Genomic DNA, 22266 nt, shown 5'->3' with positions numbered 1-22266 from the left:
GTCTGCTTCCCTTCACGGGAGTGTTCGGGTGCCCGGGAGCATAACACCGCGTTGCGCCGGGTTTGCGGGGCTCATAGGGTGTTCGTTACTCGGGGGTAGCAACCGGCGCGTGATCGGAGGGACCGTTGCCGCAGACCGCGGAGGTCGAGCAGCCGGAGCGGCCGACCGTACGCATCGCCTACCCGAGGTGGATGGCGCCCCTGGCGAACCCCGTGCTGATCCTCGGCACGCTGCTCGTGCTCGCGTCGACGGGCCTGCGCGTCCCGATCCTGCGCGGTGCCTACTTCATCGAGGACGACCTGCTGTTCGTCGGCGACGCCTACGAGCACGAGTTGACCTTCGACTTCCTGTTCCGCGTCCACAAGGGCCATCTGATGCCCGGAGCGCTCGGGCTGACGTGGGTGGAGTCCCGGCTCGCCGCCTATGACTGGCTGCTGGTCGCCTCGGTGACGCTCGTCCTGCAGGCGCTGGTCGCGGTGCTGATGTTCCGCCTGCTGTGGTCGCTTTTCGGCCCCCGCATGGGCATCCTGCTGCCGCTCGCGGTGTACCTGTTCTGCCCGCTCACCATCCCGGCCTTCAGTTGGTGGTCGGCGGCGCTCAACGCCGTCCCGCTGCAACTCGCGATGGTGCTCGCGCTTGCGGCGCAGCTCCGCCACGCGCGCGGCGAGGGGACCAGGCACGCCTGGAAGGCCCTTGGCTGGGTCGTGTTCGGCATTGCTTTCAGCACCAAGGGCGTCTTCGTTCCGCTGCTGCTGTTCGCCCTGACCACCGCCTACCTGCGGGTGGACGGGACCGGGTGGTTCACCTCCGTGGCGCGGGAGCTCCGCGGGCACTGGCGGCTGTGGGGGGTCCACGTCCTGCTCATGGGCGGCTACACGGCCCTGTACCTGTCGCGCCAGTACACCGCGCCGGGGGAGGGGGCGGCGGTCCCGAAGCCGGGCGTCGCCGCCGACCTGCTCGGGACGCTGCTCGGACGCACCCTGCCCACCGGCGTGGTCGGCGGCCCGCTGTCGTGGGGTCCGGTGCCGTCCACGGGCGGCATGGCCGATCCCTCCACGTTCCTGGTCGCCGCCGCCTGGACGGCGCTCGCCGTCCTGGTGGGCGCCACCCTGCTCTACCGCCGCCGGGCGGCGCGCGCGTGGCTCGTCGTCGCGGTGTACGTCGTGGCCGTGGACGCCGTCCCCACGGTGATCGCCCGGGGCACCGCGCTCGGGCTGGTCGGGGCCGAGACCCGCTACGTGGCCGACGCCGTCGTGGTGTTCGCCGTCTGCCTCGGCCTCGCGCTGCTGCCGTCGCGCGGTGAGCCCGACCCCTACCGCAGGCCCCTCCCGGCCGGCACCGTCGTCCCGCTCGTGACGGGGCTGGCCGCCGGAGCGTACCTGACCATGTCGGTGGTCTCCATCGAGAACTTCCGGCAGACCCTGTCCGGTGAGCTCGTACGGACCTACCTCGGCAACGTGCGGGCGGCGCTGGCCAAGGCCCCGGCCGACACCGTGATCTTCTCGCGTCCGGTGCCCGACTCCATCGTGCTGCCCTGGAACGGCAGCCGCCGTCTGAGCCACCACCTGCTCGCCCCGCTGGCCTCTCCGGCGCTCCGCGCCCGGATGCGCGTGCCCGAGCCCTCCGACCAGGCCATGGTGTTCGACGACAGCGGCAAGCTGGTCCCGGTGAGCGTCAGGGCCGACTTCGCCCAGGTTCCTCCCCCGAAGAAGAAGTGCCTGCCCACGCTGGACGGCGCGGTCTACTACCCGGAGGCGGTCAGCTGGGGCGGGCCGGACGGGGTGGCGGGCCTGGCCTACTCGGCCGAGCGGCCGACCTCGGTCTCCATCGAGGTCAGCGGTCAGAGCCAGCAGCTCAACCTGACGGCCACCCCGGGCCGGCTGCTGCACTTCCCGATCCTGACCCCGGGCAGGGGCCTGCTTCTGCGGATCGACGACCCCTCGGCGGACGTCTGCCTCAAGGGGTTCGCCCTTGGGGCGGCGGTTCCTGTGAACGGGCGCTGAGGGCGGAGGGCCGCAGGAAGCGGGCCAGCCCGCGCGCCGGCTCCTCGATGTACTTGTAGGTCAGTGCCGCGAGGCCGATCGTCAGCGCGCCGACCACCAGGAGGTTGCCCGCGAAGTTCCCCGAGAACGGCTGCTGCTCGCTGAGGTCATACCACAGGTAGAGCGCGATGAACTGCCACAGGAAGATCCCGTAGGAGATGCGCCCGAAGTAGCGCATCACGGGGTTGCCGAGCAGGCGGGCCACGGGGGCGTCGCCGTGTGACAGCGTGGCGCACGGCGCCACCAGGCACAGGGCGATCGTGCTGTAGAGGGCCAGCTCGAACACGCCGCTCCAGACCCCGTCGACGCCGGAGAACCGGGGACCGGTCACCGGGGACGCCGCGACCGCGTAGGCGAGGCCGGCCACCGCCCACAGTGTTCCCGGCGAGGCGTTCACGGCGCGGACCAGCCGCGCGGCCGGGCCGTCCTGCTCGCGGCGCGCCCACACCGACACCACGGCCAGCGCCATGCCGGGCGCGAAGAACGTCAGCGCGCGCGGGAGCCAGGTGTTCATGTAGGGCCGGTAGTCGGGGTAGTAGCTCAGGACGGTCCACAGGTAGGAGACCGCGGCGAGCGCGGCGAGGCCCAGCAGCAGGCGCCTCGCCCGGCGACCGGCGTCGCCTCCGCCCCGGCGCGCGAACCACGCGAGCCCCGCGGCGAGCAGCGGCAGCACCAGGTAGAACGCCACCTCCACGCACAGGCTCCACATCTGGGCGAGCCCCTTCGGGCCGAGGCCGAACCACCAGGGGTCGGTCTCGTAGTTCTGGGCCAGGAACACCATCTGCAGCCACGTCTTGGTGTCGCCGAGGTGGTCGCGGGACCACAGCAGCATGGCGATGACCACGACGAGCCAGTAGGCGGGCAGGATGCGCAGCGCCCGCTTGACCAGGTACGTCCGGGTGCCCGGCCACCTGGTCCCGTCCACCACTGCCCTGGCGTAGGGGCGGTAGAGGAGCAGCCCGGAGAGCGTGAAGAAGATGGGCACCGCCACGTCGCCGCGAGACAGCAGGGCGGCGAAGAAGTTGTTCTGAAGCGCGGTGGCAGACTCGATGGCGACGTGGAAGATCAGGACCGCGAAGGCGGCGACGGCCCGCATCCCGTCGAGCGCGTCGAGGTGCCCGGAGGGCGACGGCGGCCCATCGGGCGGTCGCTTCCCGGGCTCCGGTGGCGTCGCAGGGGTCCCGGGTTCCGGAGACGTCCCGGGTTCCGGTGGCGTCGGAGGCGTCTCGGGTTCCGGCTCGCGGGTCGCGGCGACGGTGGACGCCGAGGGACCGGTGCCCGGCGCGTCGCTGGAGCCCAACCTAGAACCTGTTTCTGTCACTTTTCCGCATCCCTCGTGACTTGGGGTCACTCGCCCAACTAACATATCCCGAAATAGAACTTTGTTTTAGGACATATCGCCGCGATTACCCTCGCGCGTACCGTCACCAGTTGTCGAGAGTAAGTACATTCCCGTCGTCCGGGTACAAGCCCGGTCCGACGGGCACCCCCAGGAGGAGCGATGGGCCGCGTCGTCGGAATTGTTCTCTTAGGAGTAGGCACGTTCCTGATCGCGTTGGCACCACTCGTGAGGTTCCAGGTCGCAGGACAGCTCATCGCCGCCCCGGCCGATCAGTACGGCATCACCAAGCTGACCGCCGACAACGCCCAGTACTTCAGCGTCGGTGACCTGAAGGTACTCACCGGGACCTTGGACATCACCGTCACCACCCGGGGTGACGTGACGGACTCCACGGATGACAAGGTCGTCTGGGACCAGTTCACCTCGGTCAGCGACGTGACCAACAACAGGCCCGGCATCTCGATGACGGAGTTCCGCAGCGCGTTCAACAAGTACACGGGTGCGGCGGTCAACTGCTGCGGTGCCAGCATCGACAAGCAGCCGGTGAAGCTGGACGGGCAGATCTTCCTGTTCCCGTTCGGCGCGGAGAAGAAGACCTACAAGGTGTTCAACTCCAGCACCGGCGCCGCCTACGACGCCACGTTCGACGGCGAGGACGTCGTCAACGGGCTGCCGGTCTACAGGTACGTGCAGCAGGTGCCCGCCACCAAGATCCAGACGCTGACCGCCCCCGCCTCCGTGATGGGCATCGACGAGGCCGGAGACGTGCAGCTCGGCCGCTGGTACGACGGCACGGTCACGTTCTGGGTTGAGCCGGCGAGCGGCGTGCCGGTCAGGCAGGAGCAGCGGCGTCACGAGGTGCTCAAGACCGACGACGGCGTCGAGCGCAAGCCGGCCCTGATCGCCACCGCGAAGTACACCCCGGAGACCACCGACGAGCTGGTGAAGAAGGCGATCGAGTCCAGGGACCAGATCGGCCTGATCAAGACCACGATCCCGATCGTCCTGCTCGTCGCCGGGCTGCTGTCGCTCCTCGCCGGGGCGTTCCTCGTCGTCCGGGGCCGTCCGGCGTCGCGGCGCGGGAGCGCCGGGGCTTCGTGACCTCCGGGCGAACGGACGTACGGCCGTCGGACACCGTTCCGGCGGCCGTGGGCGTGGGGGCACGGATCCGGGGATTCGCGCGCGCGTGCCGTCCCCGCCAGTGGCTGAAGAACTTCCTGGTCTTCGCCGCCCCGGCCGCCGCCGGGGTGCTGACCACCCCGTCCGGCCTGCTCGACGCCATGGTGGCGTTCGTGGCGTTCTGCATGGCGGCCAGCGGCGCGTACCTGCTCAATGACGCCGCGGACGCCGAGGCCGACCGCCGCCACCCGCGCAAGCGCCTGCGCCCCATCGCCGCCGGAATCGTGCCGGTACGGGCGGCGCGGGTGGCCGGGGCGCTGTTCATCGTGGCGGCGCCCGGGTTCGCGTTCCTCGCCGGTGGCTGGAAGCTGCCGGCGGTCGTGGCCGGGTACCTCGTCCTGACCCTCTCCTACACCTACTGGCTCAAGCACGAGGTGGTCGTCGACCTCGTCGCCGTCGCGGCATGCCATGTGATCAGGGCCTTCGCCGGCGCGGTCGCGGTGGGCGTGCCCGTGACGAGCTGGTTCCTGGTGGTGATCTCGCTCGGCTCGCTCCAGGTGGTGGTGGGCAAGCGGGAGGCCGAGGTGCGCAACCAGGGCACGAACGGCACACGCGCGACCCTGGTCACCTACACCCCGAGCTACCTGGCGCACGTCCGCTCCATGGCCTCAGGGGCGATGATCGTCACGTACTGCCTGTGGGCGCTGCAGATCCACGCGGACACCCTCTATGGTGTGAGCATCGTCCCGTTCGTCCTCATCGTGCTCCGGCACAACCTGTTGGTCGACCGGGGGATCGGGGAGGAGCCGGAAGAGCTCGCGCTGCGCGACCGGCCGCTACAGCTCTACACCGCCCTGCTCGTCGTCCTGCTCGCCGTCGGAATCTACGTGCAATGACCCCACTCGCCGTCGGGATCCCTCTGAGATGACCTTCGCCCTCAGGACTCGTTCGCGATGACCTTCCTATCCGGCTGGGGGCGCACCGCCCCCACGCCCGCCACGCTCGTCACGCCGCGAACGCCGTCCGAACTGGCCGCCCTGGTCACCGGGGCGCCGTCCCGCGGCCTGATCGCGCGCGGGCTCGGCCGGGCGTACGGCGACGCCGCCCAGAACGCCGGCGGCGTGGTGGTGGACCTCGCGGGGATGGAAGCGCGCTGGTCGCTGGATCCGTCCACGGGCGTGGTGACCGCGACCGCCGGGATGAGCCTGCACGACCTGATGCGCGCGCTCGTCCCGCGCGGATGGTTCGTCCCGGTCACGCCGGGGACCCGGCACGTCACCCTGGGCGGAGCGGTCGCGGCCGACGTACACGGCAAGAACCACCACGTCGACTCCTCCTTCGGCGCGCACCTGCGGTCGCTGACGCTGGTCACCGCCGACGGGGCGAGCCGCACGCTGGGCCCGGGGGACGAGCTGTTCTGGGCCACAGTCGGCGGCATGGGCCTGACCGGCCTGATCACCGAGGTGAGCTTCGCCTGCGTCCCCGTCGAGACCTCCCGCATGCGCGTGGACGTCGAGCGCACCCGCGACCTCGACCACACGCTGGAGGTCATGACGGCCACCGACGACCGCTACCGCTACACGGTCGCGTGGATCGACCTGCTCGCCCGGGGCCCTCGTATGGGCCGCAGCGTGCTGACGCGAGGCGACCACGCGCGCCGCGACGAGCTCCCCGCCGGGGAGGACCCCCTGGCCTTCGCCCCCGCCTCGCGGCTGCCCGCCCCGCCGTGGGCGCCGAACGGCCTGCTCAACGGGCTGACCGTGCGCGCGTTCAACGAAGCCTGGTACGCCAAGTCGCGCGAGCGGCGGATCATCCAGGACCTCGCCCCCTTCTTCCACCCGCTGGACTTCGTGAACGGATGGAACCGGGTCTACGGCTCGCGGGGGTTCGTGCAGTACCAGTTCGTCGTGCCGTTCGGCGAGGAGGGGACGCTCCGGCGCATCGTGTCCCGCCTGTCGTCGGAGGGGGTGGTGTCCTTCCTGACCGTGCTGAAGCGGTTCGGTGCGGGGACGCCGGGAATGCTGTCCTTCCCTCTGCCGGGCTGGACGCTCGCGCTGGACATCCCGTCGGGGCAGGCGGGTCTGGCCGGGCTGCTGCGGGGGTTCGACGAGTGGGTCGCCGGCGCCGGCGGCCGCCTCTACCTCGCCAAGGACGCGCGGATGCGGGCCGAACTGCTGCCCGTCATGTACCCGCGCCTGCCGGAATGGCGCAAGATACGCGAGAGCGCCGACCCGGGTGAGGTCTTCCGCTCCGACCTGGCAAGGAGACTCGCGCTGTGAACCGAGCGACGTACGGACCCAGAGACGAGACTCGCGCTGTGAACCGAGCGAAGAACGGACCCGGAGACGAGACTCGCGTTGTGAACCGAGCGACGTACGGACCCGGAGACGAGACTCGCGCTGTGAACCGAGCGAAGTACGGACCCGACAAGGAGACCGGCCTGTGAAGAACGCCCTGGGCTCGGTGGACTCGGTGCTGCTGCTCGGCGGGCGCAGCGAGATCGGCCTGGCCATCGTGGAGCGGCTCGTCCGCGACGGGGCCCGTCGGGTCGTGCTGGCCGCGCGCGGCGAGGCGGAGGCCGCGGCCGTACGGCTGAAGGGCCTCGGCGCCGACGTCCGCGTGCTGCACTTCGACGCGACCGAGCCGGAGACACACGAGCAGGTCATCGCCTCCGCCGCCGAGTTCGCCGGTGACCTCGACGTCGTCGTCGCGGCCTTCGGCGTGCTGGGCGACCAGGCCGCCTACGAGGCCGACCCGGTGTCCGCGGCCCGGTCGATCGGGGTCAACTTCGGCGGGTACGTGTCGGCGGGGCTGTTCGCCGCTCGCCGGCTGCGCGAACAGGGCCACGGCACGCTCGTCGTCCTGTCCTCGGTGGCGGGCGTGCGCGTGCGGCGCGCCAACTTCGTGTACGGGGCGGCCAAGGCGGGCCTGGACGGTTTCGCCCAGGGCCTCGGCGACGCCCTGCACGGCTCCGGTGCCCGCGTGATGGTGGTACGTCCGGGGTTCGTCACCGGGCGCATGACGGCGGGGATGCCGCCCGCGCCCATGGCGACCACCCCGGAGACGGTCGCGGCCGCCGTCGCAGCCGGTCTGCGCGACGACGCGGAGACCGTCTGGGTCCCGGCCAAGCTCCGCCCGGCCTTCACAGTGCTCCGCGCCCTACCCCGCTCCCTCTGGCGCCGCATGCCTCGCTAGAACTTGTTCTAGCGTGCTGAGAGAGCACCAGGTTGACTGATCAACTTGGCCACTCAGTGAGGTCGTAGACATCCAATGCCGCCGCGGTCGCCGCCTGAGCGTCTCGATTCCGAAATGCCGCAACCAGTCGTTGGGCTTGGGCAGGAGCGATGTCCTGAGAGCGAGGCACCGGGGGTCCTGAACCAGGCTTTCGACCGGCGTAGCCGTCGGCGAGAGCGAAGCCGAACCGTTCTGTCGCCAGGAGTCGACTGGCTCACGCGACGGTTCCACTGGCGCTCTCCTGCTCGTGCCAGGCCAGGGAAGCGTGTCTCCCACGCTTGCCTGGCTTCGATTGGCAGGTACAGGTATGGCCAGATCCGGACGAGCGTCTCGCGGTTGAGGTACGTGCGCAGGTCGTCAAGCCGAGACGCTTCGCGGATCACACGCTCATACATCAGGCCCACGTGGCTGCTGTCCGACAGGTCATAGACGCCCTGTTCGGACCAGTCCAAACGAGTCGGCAGCTCCACGACACCGGCGACCGGTCCTGTCAGCTCGCTCAGGACAGCGGGCAGCAGATAAGCGCGGTGACTGCTGTAACGGGACCTGGCGTTCACATCTCCCAGTCTGCCCGTTCGCGACGAAGCTCGCACCAATGGGTGCCGAGGTACTCGGGCGAGTCGCTGATGGTGATCGCCAGGATCGGGGAGGACTTTATGACCTGCGCCATCAGAAGGGCAGTTCGCACCAGGTGGTGAGGGTTGTGCCTCGGTGGGTGACACCCCATTCCTTGGCCAGCATGCTGACGATCCTCAGGCCTCGCCCGTTCTCGGAGTCCGGCTCGTCGCGGATGTAGGGGGAGCTGTAGGCCGATCCCTCGTCGGTGACCTCCACCCGGACGGCGTTGTCGGAGCTGTCGATGGTCAGGGGCACGGTCCCTTGCCGGCCCGAGCACGAGTGCGTGATCGAATTCGTCACCAGTTCGCTGACGACGAGGATCACGTCGTCGGCCGCCGGGTGATCTCGTCCCAGCAGGTCCTGGGTGAAGTGCCGTGCTCGCCGCACCGAGGTCTTCGTGCCGATCAGGTTGATCGTCGCCGAGAGCCTGCCTGCCATCATGCCGCCCCATTTCATCGTCCGTGACGACATGATTACTCTCCGGCGTCGCGCTCGCAACCGATTCTGCAACGGTTGCAGACCTCAAATCTTTGAGACAGAGCTGCTGCGAGGCACGGCATGCATGCGCGACACTGATCCCTGCTTACGGAAGGTGGTGGACTGATGACACAAGGCCATGGCCCGACCGTGCGTCGGCGCAGGCTCGCATCCGAGTTGCGGAAGCTGCGTGAGAGATCAGGTTTGACTGGAGATCAGGCAGCGGAAGCTCTTGGCTGGTCGCCGTCGAAGATCAGTCGCATTGAAACCTGCCGGGTGGGCGTGACCGCGAAGGATCTCGCCAGAGCCTTGGACTTGTACAAGGTGACCGACGGGAAGCGCGAGGCTCTTCTGACGCTGGCGCGCACGTCGAAACAGCGAGGCTGGTGGGATAGGTACGACTCGATTCGCACGGACTACGCCAACTACATCAGCCTTGAAGCTGAGGCCAGCTCAGTAATGTGCTACTGCAACATGCTCATTCACGGCCTGCTTCAGACTGAGGACTATGCCCGCGCTGTCATTCGGTCAGCTCTCATGTCCCTGCTTCCTCCGGCTGAGATCGACCGGCGGGTAGAAGTCCGTATGACACGGCAGGAGGCTCTACGCAGGGAGTCACCTCTGAAGATCTGGGCCGTCTTGGACGAGGCCGTCCTCAATCGGATGACCGGTGGGGAGAAGACCATGCGAGAGCAAGGTCGCCATCTCCTCGAACAGGCCGAACTCCCGAATGTCACGATTCAAGTTCTCCCTAACGCGCTTGGAGCGCATCCCGGCACCGTGGAATTCTCGATCCTGGAGTTCCCGGAGCCGTACGATCCCGATGCCGTCTATGTCGAGACGATGACCAGCAGTCTTTACGTCGAGGATGACATGGATGTTTATCGGTATACGCTCGCCTTTGACCAATTACGCGCGATGGCGCTCGGCCCCGATGAGTCGATCAAGATGATCCGTCGGGTCGTCGGGACCACGTAGTCGGACGGAGGGGAGCAAGGTGCCCCAGCGACAGGTCGGCTTTGCCGCCCCTGTATGGCGTAAGTCCACCCGCAGCAATGGTGGTGAGGGCTGCGTTGAGTTGGCGGTCGTCGACGTCGCCTCTGACGGAGCCCCGCACAAGGTGGAGGCTGACAAGCTCTACCTCGTACGCGATTCGAAGAACCCCGACGGCCCGGTGCTGGGGTTCGCTCCGGGTGAGTGGGAGGCGTTCATCGGCGGTGTCAAGAACGGCGAGTTCGACCCCGAGGGCCAGGGCTGAGCATCTCCGTGGGGGAATCGTCCTCCGATGTCACACGCGGGACCGGCTCGCCGGGCTGCTCATGTGGTCGCAGGGGGCGGAGCGGGTGCGGTCGGTGGGTTAGGCGATCTTGTAGTGGGTGCCGTCCACCGTTGCCACGACGTCAAGTCGCCCACCCAGGGCCTGCACGTAGGAGATGAGCGTGCTCAGCGTCGTGGATGCGGGGTCGCCACGCTCGATCGCGGAAACCCGTTCTTGGCGGACGTGCATCCTCTCCGCGACGTCCGCCTGACGTAGGCCGACTTGCCTGCGTACCTGGGACAGCCTGATCGCGGCCACCATCTCCGCGGTGCCCTCGTCGATAGCCGTGATGTCCTCGTCATCGAAGATCTCTCGCTTGACAGCATCCCACTCGTGGAAAGTGGTCATCGGCCGTGTCCCTTCGATCCATGTTCGAGTAGCTCGACCCACTCGGCGAAACGCACTTCGGCGAGTGGAATCGCTTTCTCATACCAGGAGTCCCATTGTCCTGATTTATCTCCACCGACGAGTAGTACGGCAGTGCGCCTGGGGTCGAAGGCGAACAGGATCCTGATCTCGCTTGGGCCTGCGGAGCCCGGGCGGAGTTCCTTCAAGTTCTGTATGGCCGACCCCCGGATCCTGTCGACGAGCGGTCGGCCCAGGTCCGGTCCGATCTCGATCAGGGTCTGGATCGCCTGACCGATCAGCCGAGCGGTGATCCGGTCTTCCACGCGGATCGTGTGCAGCCACTCCTTCACTTCTCCGACCATCTCAAGACGCCACCCCACCGCGGCCCTCCTTCATAGTATGCAGGCATACTAGGAAAGCCAACTCTTCCACGCTAAGTAATCGTCAAACTTCTCATCGTGGTCACGGTGATCTCTGTAGTAGCTCGGCTTTCGGATCGTCCGGCGTCCGGGAGGGGCTCCGGAGCTGGTCGTCTTCGGGTCGCTGGGCGCTGTTCGGCCCTCCTGGTCGGTACGTCCGAGGAGTGCTGTGACAAGGTGCTCCTTGGGCGGTCCACAGCCAGCCGGAGAAGACGACGGCGCAGGACAGGACGCGTACGGTCTTGGCCCATCCGGTCTTCGGTAATCGGTCCATGGGATGGCATCCGCTCGATGTCAGCTCTCGGGAGCCGTGTTGAGGCGTTCCTCCAATTGCTCGATGCGCCGGGTGAGGGGCTGGAGTTCCTTGCGGACGACCGCCGCCAGTGCCTGGGCCGCGTCGGCGGGTACGGCCGGGGCCGCCGGCTGGGTCTGCGCCCGGAGGTGGACGTACCCCGCGAGGGCGGCGGCGACGGCGCGGCGGGTCAGGCGGGGCTCTGCGCCGAGGGCGCGCAGCACCTGCCCGGCGGTGCCGTCGGGTTCGGCGACCAGGCCGAGCAGGAGGTGCTCGCAGCCGACGTAGTTGTGCCCGAGCGCGGTGGCCTCGGTGACGGCCAGCTCCAGCGCGTTGGCGGCGGGGCCGCTGAAGTGCCGCGCCGTTCCCTCGTCGCCGTGGCCGTCGTAGCCGCTGTCGCCAGCGTCGTCGCCGTCGTCTCCGGACGCGGACGTGGATGCGGGTACGGACGTGGACGTGGACGTGGGGGAGCGGCGGTCGAGGGTGCGGCTCAGGTTTTCTGGCTCGATCTCCACGGCCCGGAGTACGTGCAGTGCCAGGTTGCCGCCCTCGGCGAGCATGCCGCCGAGCAGGTGCTCGGTGCCGACGCTCGGCGCCCCATCGGCCCGCGCCTGCTCCACGCCGAGCTTCAGCACGGTGCGCGCCCGTCCGGTGAAGTGCGCTAGCCGTTCGGTGGGGTCGTCGAGGTCCAGATCGCCCAGGACCGTCTCCCGTATGGCGGTGACGCGGCGCACCGCCTGCTCAAGAGCCCGCTGGCAGACGGCCGAGACGGGCACGCCCGCCTCCTTGACCGCCTCGGCGAGCTCGTCAGGCAGATAGACGTTGATCTTCGGCATCACACGCGCTCCGGGAAGTGGGGTTAGAGAAGGGTTATACCCCCTATATACCTCCAAGCGGGTTACTTGTCCACGCCGTGTGGGGGATAGATCACATATCTCTACGTGACGGCACCGAACGGGTGCCCGCCGCAGTTCGGGTCGGGCAGAATTCCTTCATGGAGCCACAGCCACTCATCGTCCGGCTCGAATCCATCGACCCCGGCGAGACCGAGGCCCTCGCGGAGAGGACGCTCCGCCTGCGCGACGAGATCCTTCAGCTCGACGGCGTCACCGCCGCCGAGCCCGTACCGTCCCGCGAGTCGGCGGCGGGCACCCGTGCCCCCGCGCTCATGCAAGAGGGCGCGCTCGCGATCTCCATCTACATCTGGATGGTCAGGCCCGCCGTCGCGATCATCCGCGACTTCCTCCGGCGCAACGCGGGGAACCGTGCGCGGCTCGAATTCCCCAACGGGCAGAAGGTGACGATCGAGGGCCATTCAGAGGGTTCCGCCGAGCGGCTCGTGGCCATCCTCAACGAATACAAGGAATACGAGGACAGAGCCGACCGTGACTGAGGCGCTGGGCGAAGATCTTCGCCTGGGCGGTCACCGGCGTGCCCTGGCGGTCGCCACCGGCCACTACCGTCACCCCTCCCTGCCCGACCTGGAGTCGCCCGCGAAGGACGCCGCGATCATGCGGAGGGTGCTCTCCGACCCGCTGCTCGGCGGCTTCGACCCCGTGGGCATCCTGTACGACGCCGACCTCGTGACCGTGCGCGAGCGCATCTACGACTTCTTCGTGACGGCCGAGCCAGACGACTTCCTGTTCGCCTACTTCTCCGGGCACGGGATGAAGGACGCCGACGGCCGCCTCTACCTCGCCACGATCGAGACCGACCCCGAGCGGCTGCTTCCCTCCGCCGTGCCGGCCGAGTACATCCGAGACTGCCTCGACAGGTGCCGCGCGCGCCGGGTGGCCATCGTCCTCGACTGCTGCTACGCCGGGGCGTTCCCGCGCAGCCGGCAGCAGCGCGCCGACCTCGAACGGGTGGTCATCGTGGCGGCCAGCCCGATCCAGCGGGCCCACGAGGCCGAGGACGACGCGGGCCAGGCGCTCCCGTCGGTCTTCGGAAGCGCGTTCTTCGAAGGCATCGAGACCGGCGCGGCCGACCGCGACGGCAACGGCTGGGTGAGCGTGCGCGAGGCCTTCGACCACGCCCGAGAGCGGCTCGGCTACAGCGGGCGGAACCAGACGCCCACGATCGACAGCAGGGTCGGCGGAGACCTGTGGGTCGCCCGCGCCCCCGTACGTCCCGGCGTACTCCCGGCCGACGTCGCCGCGCTGATGCACAGCGGGCGCGCCGCCGCGCGGGTCATGGCGGTCGAGGAGATCGGCCTGTGGCTGCTGTCGGCGGACGCCATCCAGGTGGCGACGGCTGAGCGCGCGCTGACGGACCTGCGTGCCGACCCCGCCGAGGAGGTCGGGCTGGCCGCGCGGCGGGCACTCGCCCGGCATCGCGGCACGTCGGTCACCGGCCTCGCCGAGGACACCGCGCGGGCACCGCTCCGCGACCCCCTCTGGTACAAGAAGGCCGTCTTCTACGAGGTGCGGGTGCGGAGCTTCTCCGACTCCGACGGCGACGGGGTCGGCGACCTGCGGGGGCTCATCAACAAGCTCGACTACCTCAGCTGGCTCGGGGTGACGTGCCTGACGCTGTCCCCGGTGTTCGGCTCGCCGCTCCACGACGACGGCTACGACATCGATGATTTCCTCGCCATAAATCCGGACCTGGGGACGCGGCAGGACTTCGTCGAGCTGATCGACGCCGCCCACCGCAAGGACATCCGCGTCGTGCTCGACCTGGTGCTCAACCACACGAGCGACCAGCATGAGTGGTTCCTCCGGTCCAGGAGCGACCCCGCCGGGCCGTACGGGGACTTCTACGTCTGGCGCGACGCCGGCGAGGGCGAGGCCCCGTACGGCCGCGGAAACGGTGACACGCGGGGCTGGACCTACGACCCGGTACGCCGCGCCCACTACTGGCATCGGTTCCTCGCGTCCGAGCCGGACCTGAACTTCGACAACCTGGCCGTGCAGGAGGCCATGCTCGACGTCGTGCGCCACTGGCTCGACCTCGGCGTCGACGGCTACCGGCTGATCTCCGCGCCTTATCTGTACGAGCGCGAGGGCACCTCGGGAGAGGGCCTCGCCGAGACGCACGACTACCTGAAGCGGCTGCGCGCCGAGGTCGAGAGGCTGTATCCCGGCCGCATCCTCATGGCGGACGCCAACCGCCGGCCGACCGACGCCGCGGCCTACTTCGGCGACGGCGTGACAGGGGACGAGTGCCACATGGTGCTCTACGCCTCGCTGATCCCGCGCATCTTCCTGGCCATCCGGCGCGAGAACCACCAGCCGGTCTCCGACGTGCTCACCCGGCTGCCCGCCACGGCGCCGAACTGCCAGTGGGGCGTGTTCCTGCGCAACAGCGACGAGCTGTCCCTGGCCTCACTCGACGAGCGCGAGCGCGCCTACCTGTTCCGCGAGTACGCCACGGCGCCGCGCATGCGCACCGAGACCGGCATCCGGCGGCGCCTCGCGCCGCTGGCGGACAACGAGCGCAGCCTCCTGGAGCTGTGTACGGCGCTCATGATGTCGCTCCCCGGCTCCCCGGTGCTCTACTACGGCGACGAGATCGGCATGGGCGACAACCTCATGCTGCGCGGCGGCGACAGCGTCCGTACGCCCATGCAGTGGTCGCCCGACCGCAACGCCGGCTTCTCTCACAGCGAGCCCGACCGGCTCATCCTGCCCGTCCTGATGGACTCGGTGTACGGCTACCAGGCGACGAACGTCGAGGCGCAGCGGCGGAGCCGTTCGCTCCTGCACTTCACGCGGCGGATCATCGAGTTGCGCCGGCACAACCCCGCCTTCGGGGTCGGCAGGTTCGAGGAGGTCGCCTCCACCAACCCCGCCGTGTTCGCCTACGTCCGCTCGCACCAGGTCGACCAGGTGCTGTGCGTGGTCAACTTCTCCAGGTTCGCCCAGGCGGCCCGGCTCGACCTCGCGGGGTACGCCAACCGCACTCCCGTGGAGGCCTTCGGGGGGTCGCGCTTCCTGCCGATCGGCCACGAGCCCTATCCCCTCAACCTGGCCGGCCACGGCTTCTACTGGCTCAACCTCCCGGCCTGACGCGGCCCGCACGACGGGCGCACAGTGACCCGTACAGTGGCCGCACATGGGAGGGCGCCGCCACCCCGTGAGGGATGGCGGCGCCTTGGTGATGCCGGGGGGTGCTTACGGGGTCTTTCAGCCGGTTACCCGGTCGGTCAGCCGGTCACCAGGGTGAGGCCGTAGACCGAGAGGATCTCGTTGACCGGCTGGAAGTAGGTGGTGCCACCGGAGGAGCAGTTGCCCGACCCGCCGGAGGTGACGCCCTGGGCCTGGCTGCCGGAGATGAAGGACCCGCCGGAGTCGCCGGGCTCGGCGCAGACGTTGGTGCGGGTGACTTCGTAGATCGTGCCCTGGGAGTAGGTCACGCTGGTGTTGCGCTGCTGGACGGTGCCGCAGTGCCAGCCGGTGGTCGAGCCCGACCGGCAGATCGACGCGCCGACGCCGGCGACGGTCGAACCGGTGACGGTCACGTTGCCGTAGGACACGATGCCCCTGGGCGTCCAGTTGCTGTTCACCGCGACCCACGAGTAGTCGTTGGTCGGGAAGGACGAGCCCTGGAAGGTGCCCTGGGCGACCCGGTTGTACCCGGTCGTGGTGTTGCCCGCCCGGCCGCAGTGGCCGGCGCTGACGAAGCCCGGCGTGCTGCCGCGCCTCACCGAGAAGCCGATCGAGCAGCGGGCCGAGCTGTTGATGTAGTACGCCTCGCCGCCGCGCAGGTCGTAGAAGGTCTGCGGCCGCTCGGTGGACTGCTCGATCTTGACCATCGACTTGTCCACGCCGCTGGCGGCGACGAAGGCCTCGGCGTCCGAGGGCTGGGAGGTCTTGAGGACCACGCTGTTGCTCGGCACGTCGACGTACCACACCGGGGTCGACTTGGGCGTCTGGGCGGCGGCGGCCTTGTCGAGCGCGGCCTTGGCGGCGTCGAGCGAGGCGAGGCTACGGCCGACGACCTTGGCCTGGACGCCGGTGCCGGTGATGGCGGACGCGGCGGCGGCGTCGGTGGTGGCGACGGTCAGCGTCGCCGAGGTGGGTCCGCTGAGCCACGAACCGGCGAAGGTGTCGCCGAGCTGGGTCTTGACCTTGGCCTCGACGCCGCTGAAGCGCGACTCGTTGAGCAGGCGGGACTCGGCCTGCTCGCGGGTGATGCCGAGGTCACGGCTCATCGCGTCGAGCATCGGGGGAGCGGGTTGCGCGGTGACGCCGGTCGCGGCGGCTGGTGCGCGGTCTGCGACAGCTGGGGCGGCCATGATGGTGAGGACACTGACGGCTAGAGCGCATCCGGCGGTAACGGTGCGTCTGCGGAGCATGGGCTCTCCTCGGTGTTCGGGGGTGCCGTCACCGTAACTGCGCTCACGGAAGTCGCGGAGCTATCGTTTGGTCCCTATCGCCGCGTTATGGAACCCTCCGGAGCGATGCCGGGCCTGTCCGGATTCGCCAACCGGGACCTCGGAACGGCGGCTTGGCCGCCGGGCGCGGGGGGCTCGTCACGAGAGCGACGGCATTTCCGCGGCCGGAAAAATAGCGCAGCTTTTTATACTGACTTGCCAGGGGAATGCGATTATGTCGCGAATCTGATCGTTGCTATGGCCATAGCGGAGCGGACACAATGTTCTGCCGCTTCAAAGCGAAATGCGGCCACTCTCTCCGCATCCCCCTTTCCCGAGTTGGAGTAGAAATGTCAGGGTTCTCGATCCGTACCCGCTATGCCACGACCGCCCTGGTCGTGGCGTTCTCGGGTACTTCGGTCGCTGTTCTTCCGCCGGTCTCGGCGTCGGCTTCCACGACCGCGTTCACGTCCACCGCCGCGTCCACTCCCAAGCACAAGTCCACCGAGCTCGTATTCCACGCCGACAATGTGGTGAACACCCAGCCCGCACAGGTCAAGCCGGGCGATTCATGGGTCACCTACTTCTCCCTCTCCGACGCGAAAAGGAAGCGGGCCGGTGACGGCAGCACGCGCTGCTCGGCGGTTCAGGCGACCGCGCACGGCGTCATCGCGCAGTGCACGCGCGTGCTGCGCACGAGGCAGGGGCAGATCACGCTGCTCGGTATGGACGAGTGGGCGGGCAACCCGCCGTGGACGAGCGGTGCCACGATCACCGGCGGCACCGAGCGCTACGCCGGCGTGACCGGCTCGGCCCGCGTCACGACCTCCGGTCAGCACGTCATCTTCAAGCTCGACCCGGAGGACTGAGGCCGGGCGCACGCGGAGGCGGTGCTGCCGTCCCACGCCGGACGGCGGTACCGCCTCGACGTCGGCGCCGGTGGGGCCGTCGAGGCGGGGGCCTGTCGCTCCACGCATCGACGTTCCTCGGTGTTGGGGGGCGTCACCGTAGCGGCGTCCATGCTGGGCGCGATTGGTCTGCCCCTATCGCTGGGTTATGGAACCGTGCCGAACTGGGGGTTGGCGACGAGCCAGTCGCGGTAGCGGGAGCTGCGTCCTATGGCGTCCCCGTAGGCCTCCCGCGCGTGGTGCGCCAGCGAGGGCGCGGCGCGGGCGGCGAGGGAGTCCGAGTGCCAGCCCAGCAGGTGCCGCCACCGCAGCGGCGCCCCGGCGACGGGCATCATCACCAGCTCGGCGGTCAGCTCGAACGTCGCCTGGCACAGCGCCACGGCCTTGCCCACCTTGACCAGGTGCAGGCAGGTTCCCACGTCGGTCTCGTACACGGTCTTCGGGACGAAGCCCGCACGCGCGCACGCCCCGGCGAAGCAGTCGGCGAAACAGCCGTCCCCCGGGGCCACCGCCCACGCCTCGTCGGCGAGGTTGGACAGTTCCAGCTCCTTCTCTCCGGCCATGGGGTGGTCCTCGCGAAGCAGGACGAAGACCGGGTCGGCCCCGACGACGCTCCACGTCATGATGTCGGCGGCGGGGGGCGGGGTGTCCCCGCAGGTCCCGATGAGCGCGAAGTCGAGCCGCCCGGCGCTCACCAACGTGGTGAGCTCGCGTGAGGACCACGACGTACGGGTGCTGACGGGCGTGTTCGGATGGGCCATGGTGAGTCTTTCGACCAGGCCGCCGAGTATGGGTCCGTGGGTGGCGCCGATCCGGAACCCCGGTATTCCTTCATAGGTGTTGGCGAAGCGCACCGCCTCTTCTTGGAGTTCCCGCACAGCGGGCAGCAGGACACGTGCCCGAGTCAGGACGAGTTCGCCGAGGGGAGTGGGACGGGCGCCGTTGCGGTCACGCTCGAACAGAGCGCCACCGAGCGTGCGCTCGATCCGTTTCAGCTGCGCGGTCAGCGATGGCTGGGCCAGTCCGAGCTGGGTGGCCGCCTTGGTGACGCTCCCTGCCTCGGCGACCGCGCGCACGATCTTGAGGTGACGGAGCTCCAGATCCATACCGGGAACGTACGACTAACGTGTTATGTCCGCAATGCCGATTTGTCACGAAATTTGACATTAATTAGTCGGATCATGCCCAACATCTTTCACGTCCCGCGAGGCGAGATGTGATGAGAAGGACTGGAACGTGTTCCTCATATTTTCGCCGTCGCGATCATGCCCGGGCGTCCGGCAGGCCGTACCGATCAGATGTTCTAGATAGAACACGTTGCAGTCATTGTCGCGCGCGCCGTACATTCGTGCCATGCGGACACGTGTCACCGACATGTTCGGGATCGAGTTACCGATCTTCGCTTTCAGCCACTGCCGGGATGTCGTCGCCGCGGTCAGCCGCGCCGGCGGCATGGGAGTGCTCGGCGCCCTCTACTTCACTCCCGACGAGCTCGAAATGGAGCTCAAGTGGATCGACGACCACGTCGACGGCAGGCCGTACGGCGTGGACGTGGTCATGCCCGCCTCGTACGCCGGAGCCGACCTCGGCGTCGACTCCCCGGAGGAACTGGTGGCCAGGCTCCAGGGGATGATCCCCGACGGGCACCGCCGGTTCGTGGAGAACCTGCTGGCCGAGCACGGCGTGCCCCCGCTGTCCGGCGGGGCCGACGCGGGCAGGGTGCTGCTCGGCTGGACCGACGCCACCGCCCGGCCCCAGGTCGAGACCGCGCTCAGGCACCCGATCGCGCTGCTCGCCAACGCGCTCGGCCCACCGCCCAAGGACGTCGTCGACCTGGCCCACGCCAAGGGGGTCAAGGTCGCCGCCCTCGCCTCGACGCCGCGCCATGCCGTCAAGCAGGTCGAGGCCGGCGTGGACGTGGTCGTCGCCCAGGGGACCGAGGCGGGCGGGCACACCGGGGAGATCTCCACCATGGTGCTGATCCCGCAGGTCGCGGACGCCGTCGACGTCCCCGTCCTCGCCGCGGGTGGCATCGGGTCGGGCCGCCAGATGGCCGCGGGGCTCGCGCTCGGCGCCGAGGGCGTCTGGACGGGCTCGCTGTGGCTGACGGTCGAGGAGGCCGACACGCCCGAGCACGCCCGGCAGAAGATCCTCAAGGCCACCTCCCGCGACACCGTGCGGTCCCGCTCCTGGACCGGCAAGCCCGCGCGGCTGCTCAAGAACGAGTGGACCGACGCCTGGGAGTCGGCCGAGTCGCCGGGAACGCTGCCGATGCCCCTCCAGTTCATGCTGATCTCCGGCGCCCTGCGCAGGATCGGCAACTCCGACGCCGCCGAGCTCGCGACGTTCCCGGCGGGCCAGATCATCGGTTCCATGAACCAGGTGAAATCCGCCAAGGACGTCGTCTTCGGCCTGGTCGAAGAGTACGTAGAGGCCATCGAACGCCTGGACCGCCTCACGGGAGGCTGATCTCGTCTCACCGGGTGCCGAGAAGCCCTGACCTTCGGGGTACGCCTGTTCCGCGTCAGCCCGTCTGCCATAGATACGACAGGGGAAGCGCGGTGAGCCGGTCCCCGAAGGACAGGGGAATGTCCCCGTAATGCAAGATGGATGGATGCCGGAGACGATCGACGCGCCGCCCATCATGGGCAACGTGCCGGGCTCGTACGCTCTCGGGGTGTTCCGTGACCGGCATCCGGTCCTGTTGCGGCAGGTCAGGGATGCGCTGCCCTACACCCCCGACCGGCACGAGGCGCTCGACCGGCTGGCGGGCGAGGTCGCGCGGGACGTGATGGAGCCGCTCGACGGCTCGGCGCACGACTACGCCGCGTGGGCGGAGTGGGGGCGCGGGAAGCTCGGCCGCCGGTGGGTCGACGTGCCGTTCCTGTGGGCCGAGAGCTACTTCTACCGCAAGCTCCTCGACGCCACGGGCTACTTCGGGGACGGCCCGTGGCGGGGCGTCGACCCGTTCGGGCCGGTGAAGCAGGCCGAGCTGCGGGGCACCGCCGTGGACGACGAGCTGGCCGCCCTGGACAAGGCCGCCACGCTGTCTCCCGGCGAGCGGGCGAAGGGACTGCTGCTCGGATCGCTCTGGGGCAACCGCGCGGACCTCTCGTTCAGGGTCACGCTGACGGACGAGCGTGAGCAGGTGGCCGCCCTCGTCGTGGACGACAGCGCGTTGCTGTGGTCGCTGATCCGCGACGGCGCTCCGGGGAGGGTCTGCGTGCTCGCGGACAACGCCGGGCGCGAGCTGCTGCCCGACCTCGTCCTGGTCGACCACCTCCTGTCCGAGGGACTCGCCGCCGAGGTGGTGCTGCACGTCAAGCCGCACCCGTACTTCGTGTCCGACGCCACGCCGGCGGACGTGGCCGCCTGCCTGCGGCGGCTCGCGGGCGCGCCGGGACGGGCGGGCGAGGCGGGCGCCCGGCTCTGGAGGGCGATGGGGGAGGGGCGCCTCACGCTGCGCGCCCATCCCTTCTCGTGCGCTCCGCTGCCGTACCGGGACATGCCCGACGACCTGCGCGAGGACTTCGCCTCGGCCTCCCTGACGATCACCAAGGGGGACCTCAACTACCGCCGGCTGGTCGGCGACCAGGTGTGGCCGCCGGACACGCCGTTCCGGGACGTCACCGCGTACTTCCCGGGGCCGGTCGCCGCCCTGCGCACGCTGAAGTCGGACGTGCTCGTCGGGGTCGGCGAGCGCACCCTGGTCGCCCTGGACGCGGCGGGCGAACCGTGGCGCACGACGGGCACGCACGCCATGATCCAGGCTCGGGCGTGAGGGCGGCGGGCATGTCCTTGTAGAGAGCGGGCTAAGCGCCCTTGTAGAGGGGGGGACGCTTCTCGCGGAAGGCGCGGGAGCCCTCCTTGGCGTCCTCGGAGCCGATCACCGGCCATCCGATGGCGTCGGAGACCTTGAGGGCCTCGGCCTCGGGCATGCCCAGCGTCTCGCGGTACGTCCGGAGTATGGCCTGCACCGCGAGCGGGCCGCAGGCCGCGACCTGGTCGGCGATCTCGCGGGCGACGGTCAGGGCCTGCCCGTCCGGCACGACGCGGTTGACCAGGCCCATCGCCAGCGCCTCCTGGGCGGTGACGGCCCGGCCGGTGAGCAGCAGGTCCATGGCGAACGCGTAGGGGACCTGGCGTGGCAGCCGGATGGCGCTGCCTCCCATGGGGAACAGCGCGCGCCTCGCCTCGAACAGGCCCAGCGTCGCCGACTCCGCGACGACCCGCAGGTCGGTGCCGACCAGCAGCTCCGTGCCGCCCGCGACGGCGTAGCCCTCGACCGCGCAGATGATCGGCTTGGTCGGCAGGGCGTCGCCGTCGCGCAGCAGGCCCTTCCAGTGGAAGTCGGGGATCTCCTGGGCGCGCTTGAGCACGCGGGGGTCGGTGGACGGCGTGCCCATGGCCTTGAGGTCGGCCCCGGCGCAGAAGGTGCCGTTCGCGCCGGTGAGGACGCCCACCCGTACGCCGGGCTCGGCGGAGATGTAGGCCCAGGCGTCGGCGAGCCCTACCAGCATGTCGGATGAGAGCGCGTTCCTGGCCTCGGGACGGTCCATCGTCACGATCACGACGTGGTCCTCGCGCTCGACGCGGCAGTGTGGCGTGCTGATGGGCAGGAGCTCCATGGACACCGTCCTCAGTGGTCAGGCGCCTGCCGGGCCGGCCGGACGCTCGGTGGGTGTTATATCAAGCGCTTGCTCGGGTCGCGTCGGGCGGGTTAGTCTGCGGCTTGCGAACTAGAACAGATTCTTGTTCGTGACCTCCCGTAGCGCCAGGTCTTGTCCGAATATCAGGAACGTGCTTCACTGCGGCGGATTCGGGGGAGGTCG

At 69.4% G+C, this 22266-nt stretch carries 20 protein-coding genes; 12 read left to right on the top strand and 8 right to left on the bottom strand.

From position 1 onward, the window contains the following. Positions 1-125: 125 nt before the first annotated feature. Positions 126-2003 (top strand): hypothetical protein, encoded by a 1878-nt coding sequence (locus ACGFIV_RS09720; protein WP_392833637.1) that lies wholly within the window; start codon positions 126-128, stop codon positions 2001-2003. On the opposite strand, the gene ACGFIV_RS09715 is transcribed toward ACGFIV_RS09720, so the two are convergent. Next, positions 1957-3342 carry an acyltransferase family protein gene (locus tag ACGFIV_RS09715; protein WP_392833634.1) on the bottom strand — a complete coding sequence of 462 codons (1386 nt, stop codon included), beginning with the start codon at positions 3340-3342 and terminating at the stop codon, positions 1957-1959. The two genes, ACGFIV_RS09720 and ACGFIV_RS09715, sit on opposite strands and share 47 nt — an antisense overlap. 201 nt (positions 3343-3543) lie before the next feature. On the opposite strand from ACGFIV_RS09715, the gene ACGFIV_RS09710 reads away from it, so the two are divergent. From ACGFIV_RS09710 to ACGFIV_RS09695, 4 genes are all read left to right on the top strand, one after another. Beyond that, positions 3544-4485 (top strand): DUF3068 domain-containing protein, encoded by a 942-nt coding sequence (locus ACGFIV_RS09710; protein ID WP_392833631.1) that lies wholly within the window; start codon positions 3544-3546, stop codon positions 4483-4485. After that, positions 4482-5399, top strand: coding sequence for a decaprenyl-phosphate phosphoribosyltransferase (locus ACGFIV_RS09705; RefSeq protein ID WP_392833628.1), 918 nt, complete (start codon positions 4482-4484; stop codon positions 5397-5399). Before ACGFIV_RS09710 ends, ACGFIV_RS09705 begins: the two co-directional genes overlap by 4 nt. A gap of 57 nt (positions 5400-5456) precedes the next feature. Continuing rightward, complete coding sequence (locus tag ACGFIV_RS09700) at positions 5457-6782, top strand: FAD-binding oxidoreductase (RefSeq protein WP_358549650.1); 1326 nt, start codon at positions 5457-5459, stop codon at positions 6780-6782. Between the two features lie 163 nt (positions 6783-6945). Next, positions 6946-7698 (top strand): decaprenylphospho-beta-D-erythro-pentofuranosid-2-ulose 2-reductase, encoded by a 753-nt coding sequence (locus ACGFIV_RS09695; protein WP_392833624.1) that lies wholly within the window; start codon positions 6946-6948, stop codon positions 7696-7698. A 708-nt stretch (positions 7699-8406) separates the two neighbouring features. On the opposite strand, the gene ACGFIV_RS09690 is transcribed toward ACGFIV_RS09695, so the two are convergent. Further along, positions 8407-8826, bottom strand: coding sequence for an ATP-binding protein (locus ACGFIV_RS09690; protein WP_392833621.1), 420 nt, complete (start codon positions 8824-8826; stop codon positions 8407-8409). 132 nt (positions 8827-8958) lie between these two features. Here ACGFIV_RS09690 and ACGFIV_RS09685 point away from each other — a divergent pair, with 132 nt between their 5' ends. Both ACGFIV_RS09685 and ACGFIV_RS09680 read left to right on the top strand, forming a co-directional pair. Further along, complete coding sequence (locus ACGFIV_RS09685) at positions 8959-9810, top strand: helix-turn-helix domain-containing protein (RefSeq protein ID WP_392833618.1); 852 nt, start codon at positions 8959-8961, stop codon at positions 9808-9810. Positions 9811-9829: 19 nt separating this feature from the next. Next, positions 9830-10090 carry a DUF397 domain-containing protein gene (locus ACGFIV_RS09680; protein ID WP_392833614.1) on the top strand — a complete coding sequence of 87 codons (261 nt, stop codon included), beginning with the start codon at positions 9830-9832 and terminating at the stop codon, positions 10088-10090. Between the two features lie 99 nt (positions 10091-10189). Here ACGFIV_RS09680 and ACGFIV_RS09675 read toward each other — a convergent pair whose 3' ends face one another. The 3 genes from ACGFIV_RS09675 to ACGFIV_RS09665 all read right to left on the bottom strand — a co-directional run bounded on the left by ACGFIV_RS09675 (position 10190) and on the right by ACGFIV_RS09665 (position 12045). Further along, a complete protein-coding gene (locus tag ACGFIV_RS09675; protein WP_392833611.1) occupies positions 10190-10498 on the bottom strand; it encodes a helix-turn-helix domain-containing protein in 309 nt (102 codons plus the stop codon). After that, complete coding sequence (locus ACGFIV_RS09670; RefSeq protein WP_392833607.1) at positions 10495-10848, bottom strand: type II toxin-antitoxin system RelE/ParE family toxin; 354 nt, start codon at positions 10846-10848, stop codon at positions 10495-10497. The genes ACGFIV_RS09675 and ACGFIV_RS09670 overlap by 4 nt, the downstream gene beginning before the upstream one ends. A gap of 363 nt (positions 10849-11211) precedes the next feature. Further along, positions 11212-12045, bottom strand: coding sequence for a Clp protease N-terminal domain-containing protein (locus tag ACGFIV_RS09665; RefSeq protein ID WP_358549662.1), 834 nt, complete (start codon positions 12043-12045; stop codon positions 11212-11214). A gap of 158 nt (positions 12046-12203) precedes the next feature. Here ACGFIV_RS09665 and ACGFIV_RS09660 point away from each other — a divergent pair, with 158 nt between their 5' ends. Next, positions 12204-12602, top strand: a complete 399-nt coding sequence (locus ACGFIV_RS09660) for a hypothetical protein (protein WP_358549665.1) — start codon at positions 12204-12206, stop codon at positions 12600-12602. Then, the gene (treS, locus tag ACGFIV_RS09655) at positions 12595-15219 is read left to right on the top strand and encodes a maltose alpha-D-glucosyltransferase (protein ID WP_358549667.1); all 2625 of its coding nucleotides are present in this window, start codon (positions 12595-12597) and stop codon (positions 15217-15219) included. The genes ACGFIV_RS09660 and treS overlap by 8 nt, the downstream gene beginning before the upstream one ends. Positions 15220-15356: 137 nt before the next feature. Here treS and ACGFIV_RS09650 read toward each other — a convergent pair whose 3' ends face one another. Then, complete coding sequence (locus tag ACGFIV_RS09650; protein ID WP_358549669.1) at positions 15357-16448, bottom strand: S1 family peptidase; 1092 nt, start codon at positions 16446-16448, stop codon at positions 15357-15359. Between the two features lie 428 nt (positions 16449-16876). On the opposite strand from ACGFIV_RS09650, the gene ACGFIV_RS09645 reads away from it, so the two are divergent. Then, positions 16877-17395: a hypothetical protein gene (locus ACGFIV_RS09645; protein ID WP_358549671.1), complete on the top strand. Its 519-nt coding sequence runs from the start codon at positions 16877-16879 to the stop codon at positions 17393-17395. A gap of 185 nt (positions 17396-17580) precedes the next feature. On the opposite strand, the gene ACGFIV_RS09640 is transcribed toward ACGFIV_RS09645, so the two are convergent. Next, on the bottom strand, positions 17581-18540 hold the full coding sequence (locus ACGFIV_RS09640) for a LysR family transcriptional regulator (protein WP_358549673.1): 960 nt from the start codon (positions 18538-18540) through the stop codon (positions 17581-17583). A gap of 247 nt (positions 18541-18787) precedes the next feature. Between ACGFIV_RS09640 and ACGFIV_RS09635 the strand changes: the two genes are divergently transcribed. After that, positions 18788-19903 (top strand): nitronate monooxygenase family protein, encoded by a 1116-nt coding sequence (locus ACGFIV_RS09635; RefSeq protein ID WP_358549675.1) that lies wholly within the window; start codon positions 18788-18790, stop codon positions 19901-19903. A gap of 145 nt (positions 19904-20048) precedes the next feature. After that, the gene (locus ACGFIV_RS09630) at positions 20049-21215 is read left to right on the top strand and encodes a damage-control phosphatase ARMT1 family protein (RefSeq protein ID WP_392833599.1); all 1167 of its coding nucleotides are present in this window, start codon (positions 20049-20051) and stop codon (positions 21213-21215) included. A gap of 31 nt (positions 21216-21246) precedes the next feature. Here the strand turns inward: ACGFIV_RS09630 and ACGFIV_RS09625 are convergent, their stop codons facing one another. Next, positions 21247-22062, bottom strand: coding sequence for a crotonase/enoyl-CoA hydratase family protein (locus tag ACGFIV_RS09625; protein ID WP_358549679.1), 816 nt, complete (start codon positions 22060-22062; stop codon positions 21247-21249). Between the last annotated feature and the right edge of the window lie 204 nt (positions 22063-22266).

The sequence above is a fragment of the Sphaerisporangium sp. NPDC049003 genome, assembly GCF_043197795.1.
GTDB lineage: Bacteria > Actinomycetota > Actinomycetes > Streptosporangiales > Streptosporangiaceae > Sphaerisporangium.
The sequence above is the reverse complement of the archived record's forward strand: the minus strand, read 5'-3'. Positions and strand labels throughout refer to the sequence as shown.

What these genes read in the sequence shown, in the direction of transcription:
- ACGFIV_RS09710 (WP_392833631.1), top strand. Translation starts at nt 3,544, where the DNA reads ATGGGCCGCGTCGTCGGAATTGTTCTCTTAGGAGTAGGCACGTTCCTG.
- ACGFIV_RS09700 (WP_358549650.1), top strand. Translation starts at nt 5,457, where the DNA reads ATGACCTTCCTATCCGGCTGGGGGCGCACCGCCCCCACGCCCGCCACG.
- ACGFIV_RS09690 (WP_392833621.1), bottom strand. Translation starts at nt 8,826, where the DNA reads ATGTCGTCACGGACGATGAAATGGGGCGGCATGATGGCAGGCAGGCTC.
- ACGFIV_RS09685 (WP_392833618.1), top strand. Translation starts at nt 8,959, where the DNA reads ATGACACAAGGCCATGGCCCGACCGTGCGTCGGCGCAGGCTCGCATCC.
- ACGFIV_RS09675 (WP_392833611.1), bottom strand. Translation starts at nt 10,498, where the DNA reads ATGACCACTTTCCACGAGTGGGATGCTGTCAAGCGAGAGATCTTCGAT.
- ACGFIV_RS09665 (WP_358549662.1), bottom strand. Translation starts at nt 12,045, where the DNA reads ATGCCGAAGATCAACGTCTATCTGCCTGACGAGCTCGCCGAGGCGGTC.
- ACGFIV_RS09660 (WP_358549665.1), top strand. Translation starts at nt 12,204, where the DNA reads ATGGAGCCACAGCCACTCATCGTCCGGCTCGAATCCATCGACCCCGGC.
- ACGFIV_RS09650 (WP_358549669.1), bottom strand. Translation starts at nt 16,448, where the DNA reads ATGGCCGCCCCAGCTGTCGCAGACCGCGCACCAGCCGCCGCGACCGGC.
- ACGFIV_RS09645 (WP_358549671.1), top strand. Translation starts at nt 16,877, where the DNA reads ATGTCAGGGTTCTCGATCCGTACCCGCTATGCCACGACCGCCCTGGTC.
- ACGFIV_RS09640 (WP_358549673.1), bottom strand. Translation starts at nt 18,540, where the DNA reads ATGGATCTGGAGCTCCGTCACCTCAAGATCGTGCGCGCGGTCGCCGAG.
- ACGFIV_RS09635 (WP_358549675.1), top strand. Translation starts at nt 18,788, where the DNA reads ATGCGGACACGTGTCACCGACATGTTCGGGATCGAGTTACCGATCTTC.
- ACGFIV_RS09630 (WP_392833599.1), top strand. Translation starts at nt 20,049, where the DNA reads ATGCCGGAGACGATCGACGCGCCGCCCATCATGGGCAACGTGCCGGGC.
- ACGFIV_RS09625 (WP_358549679.1), bottom strand. Translation starts at nt 22,062, where the DNA reads ATGGAGCTCCTGCCCATCAGCACGCCACACTGCCGCGTCGAGCGCGAG.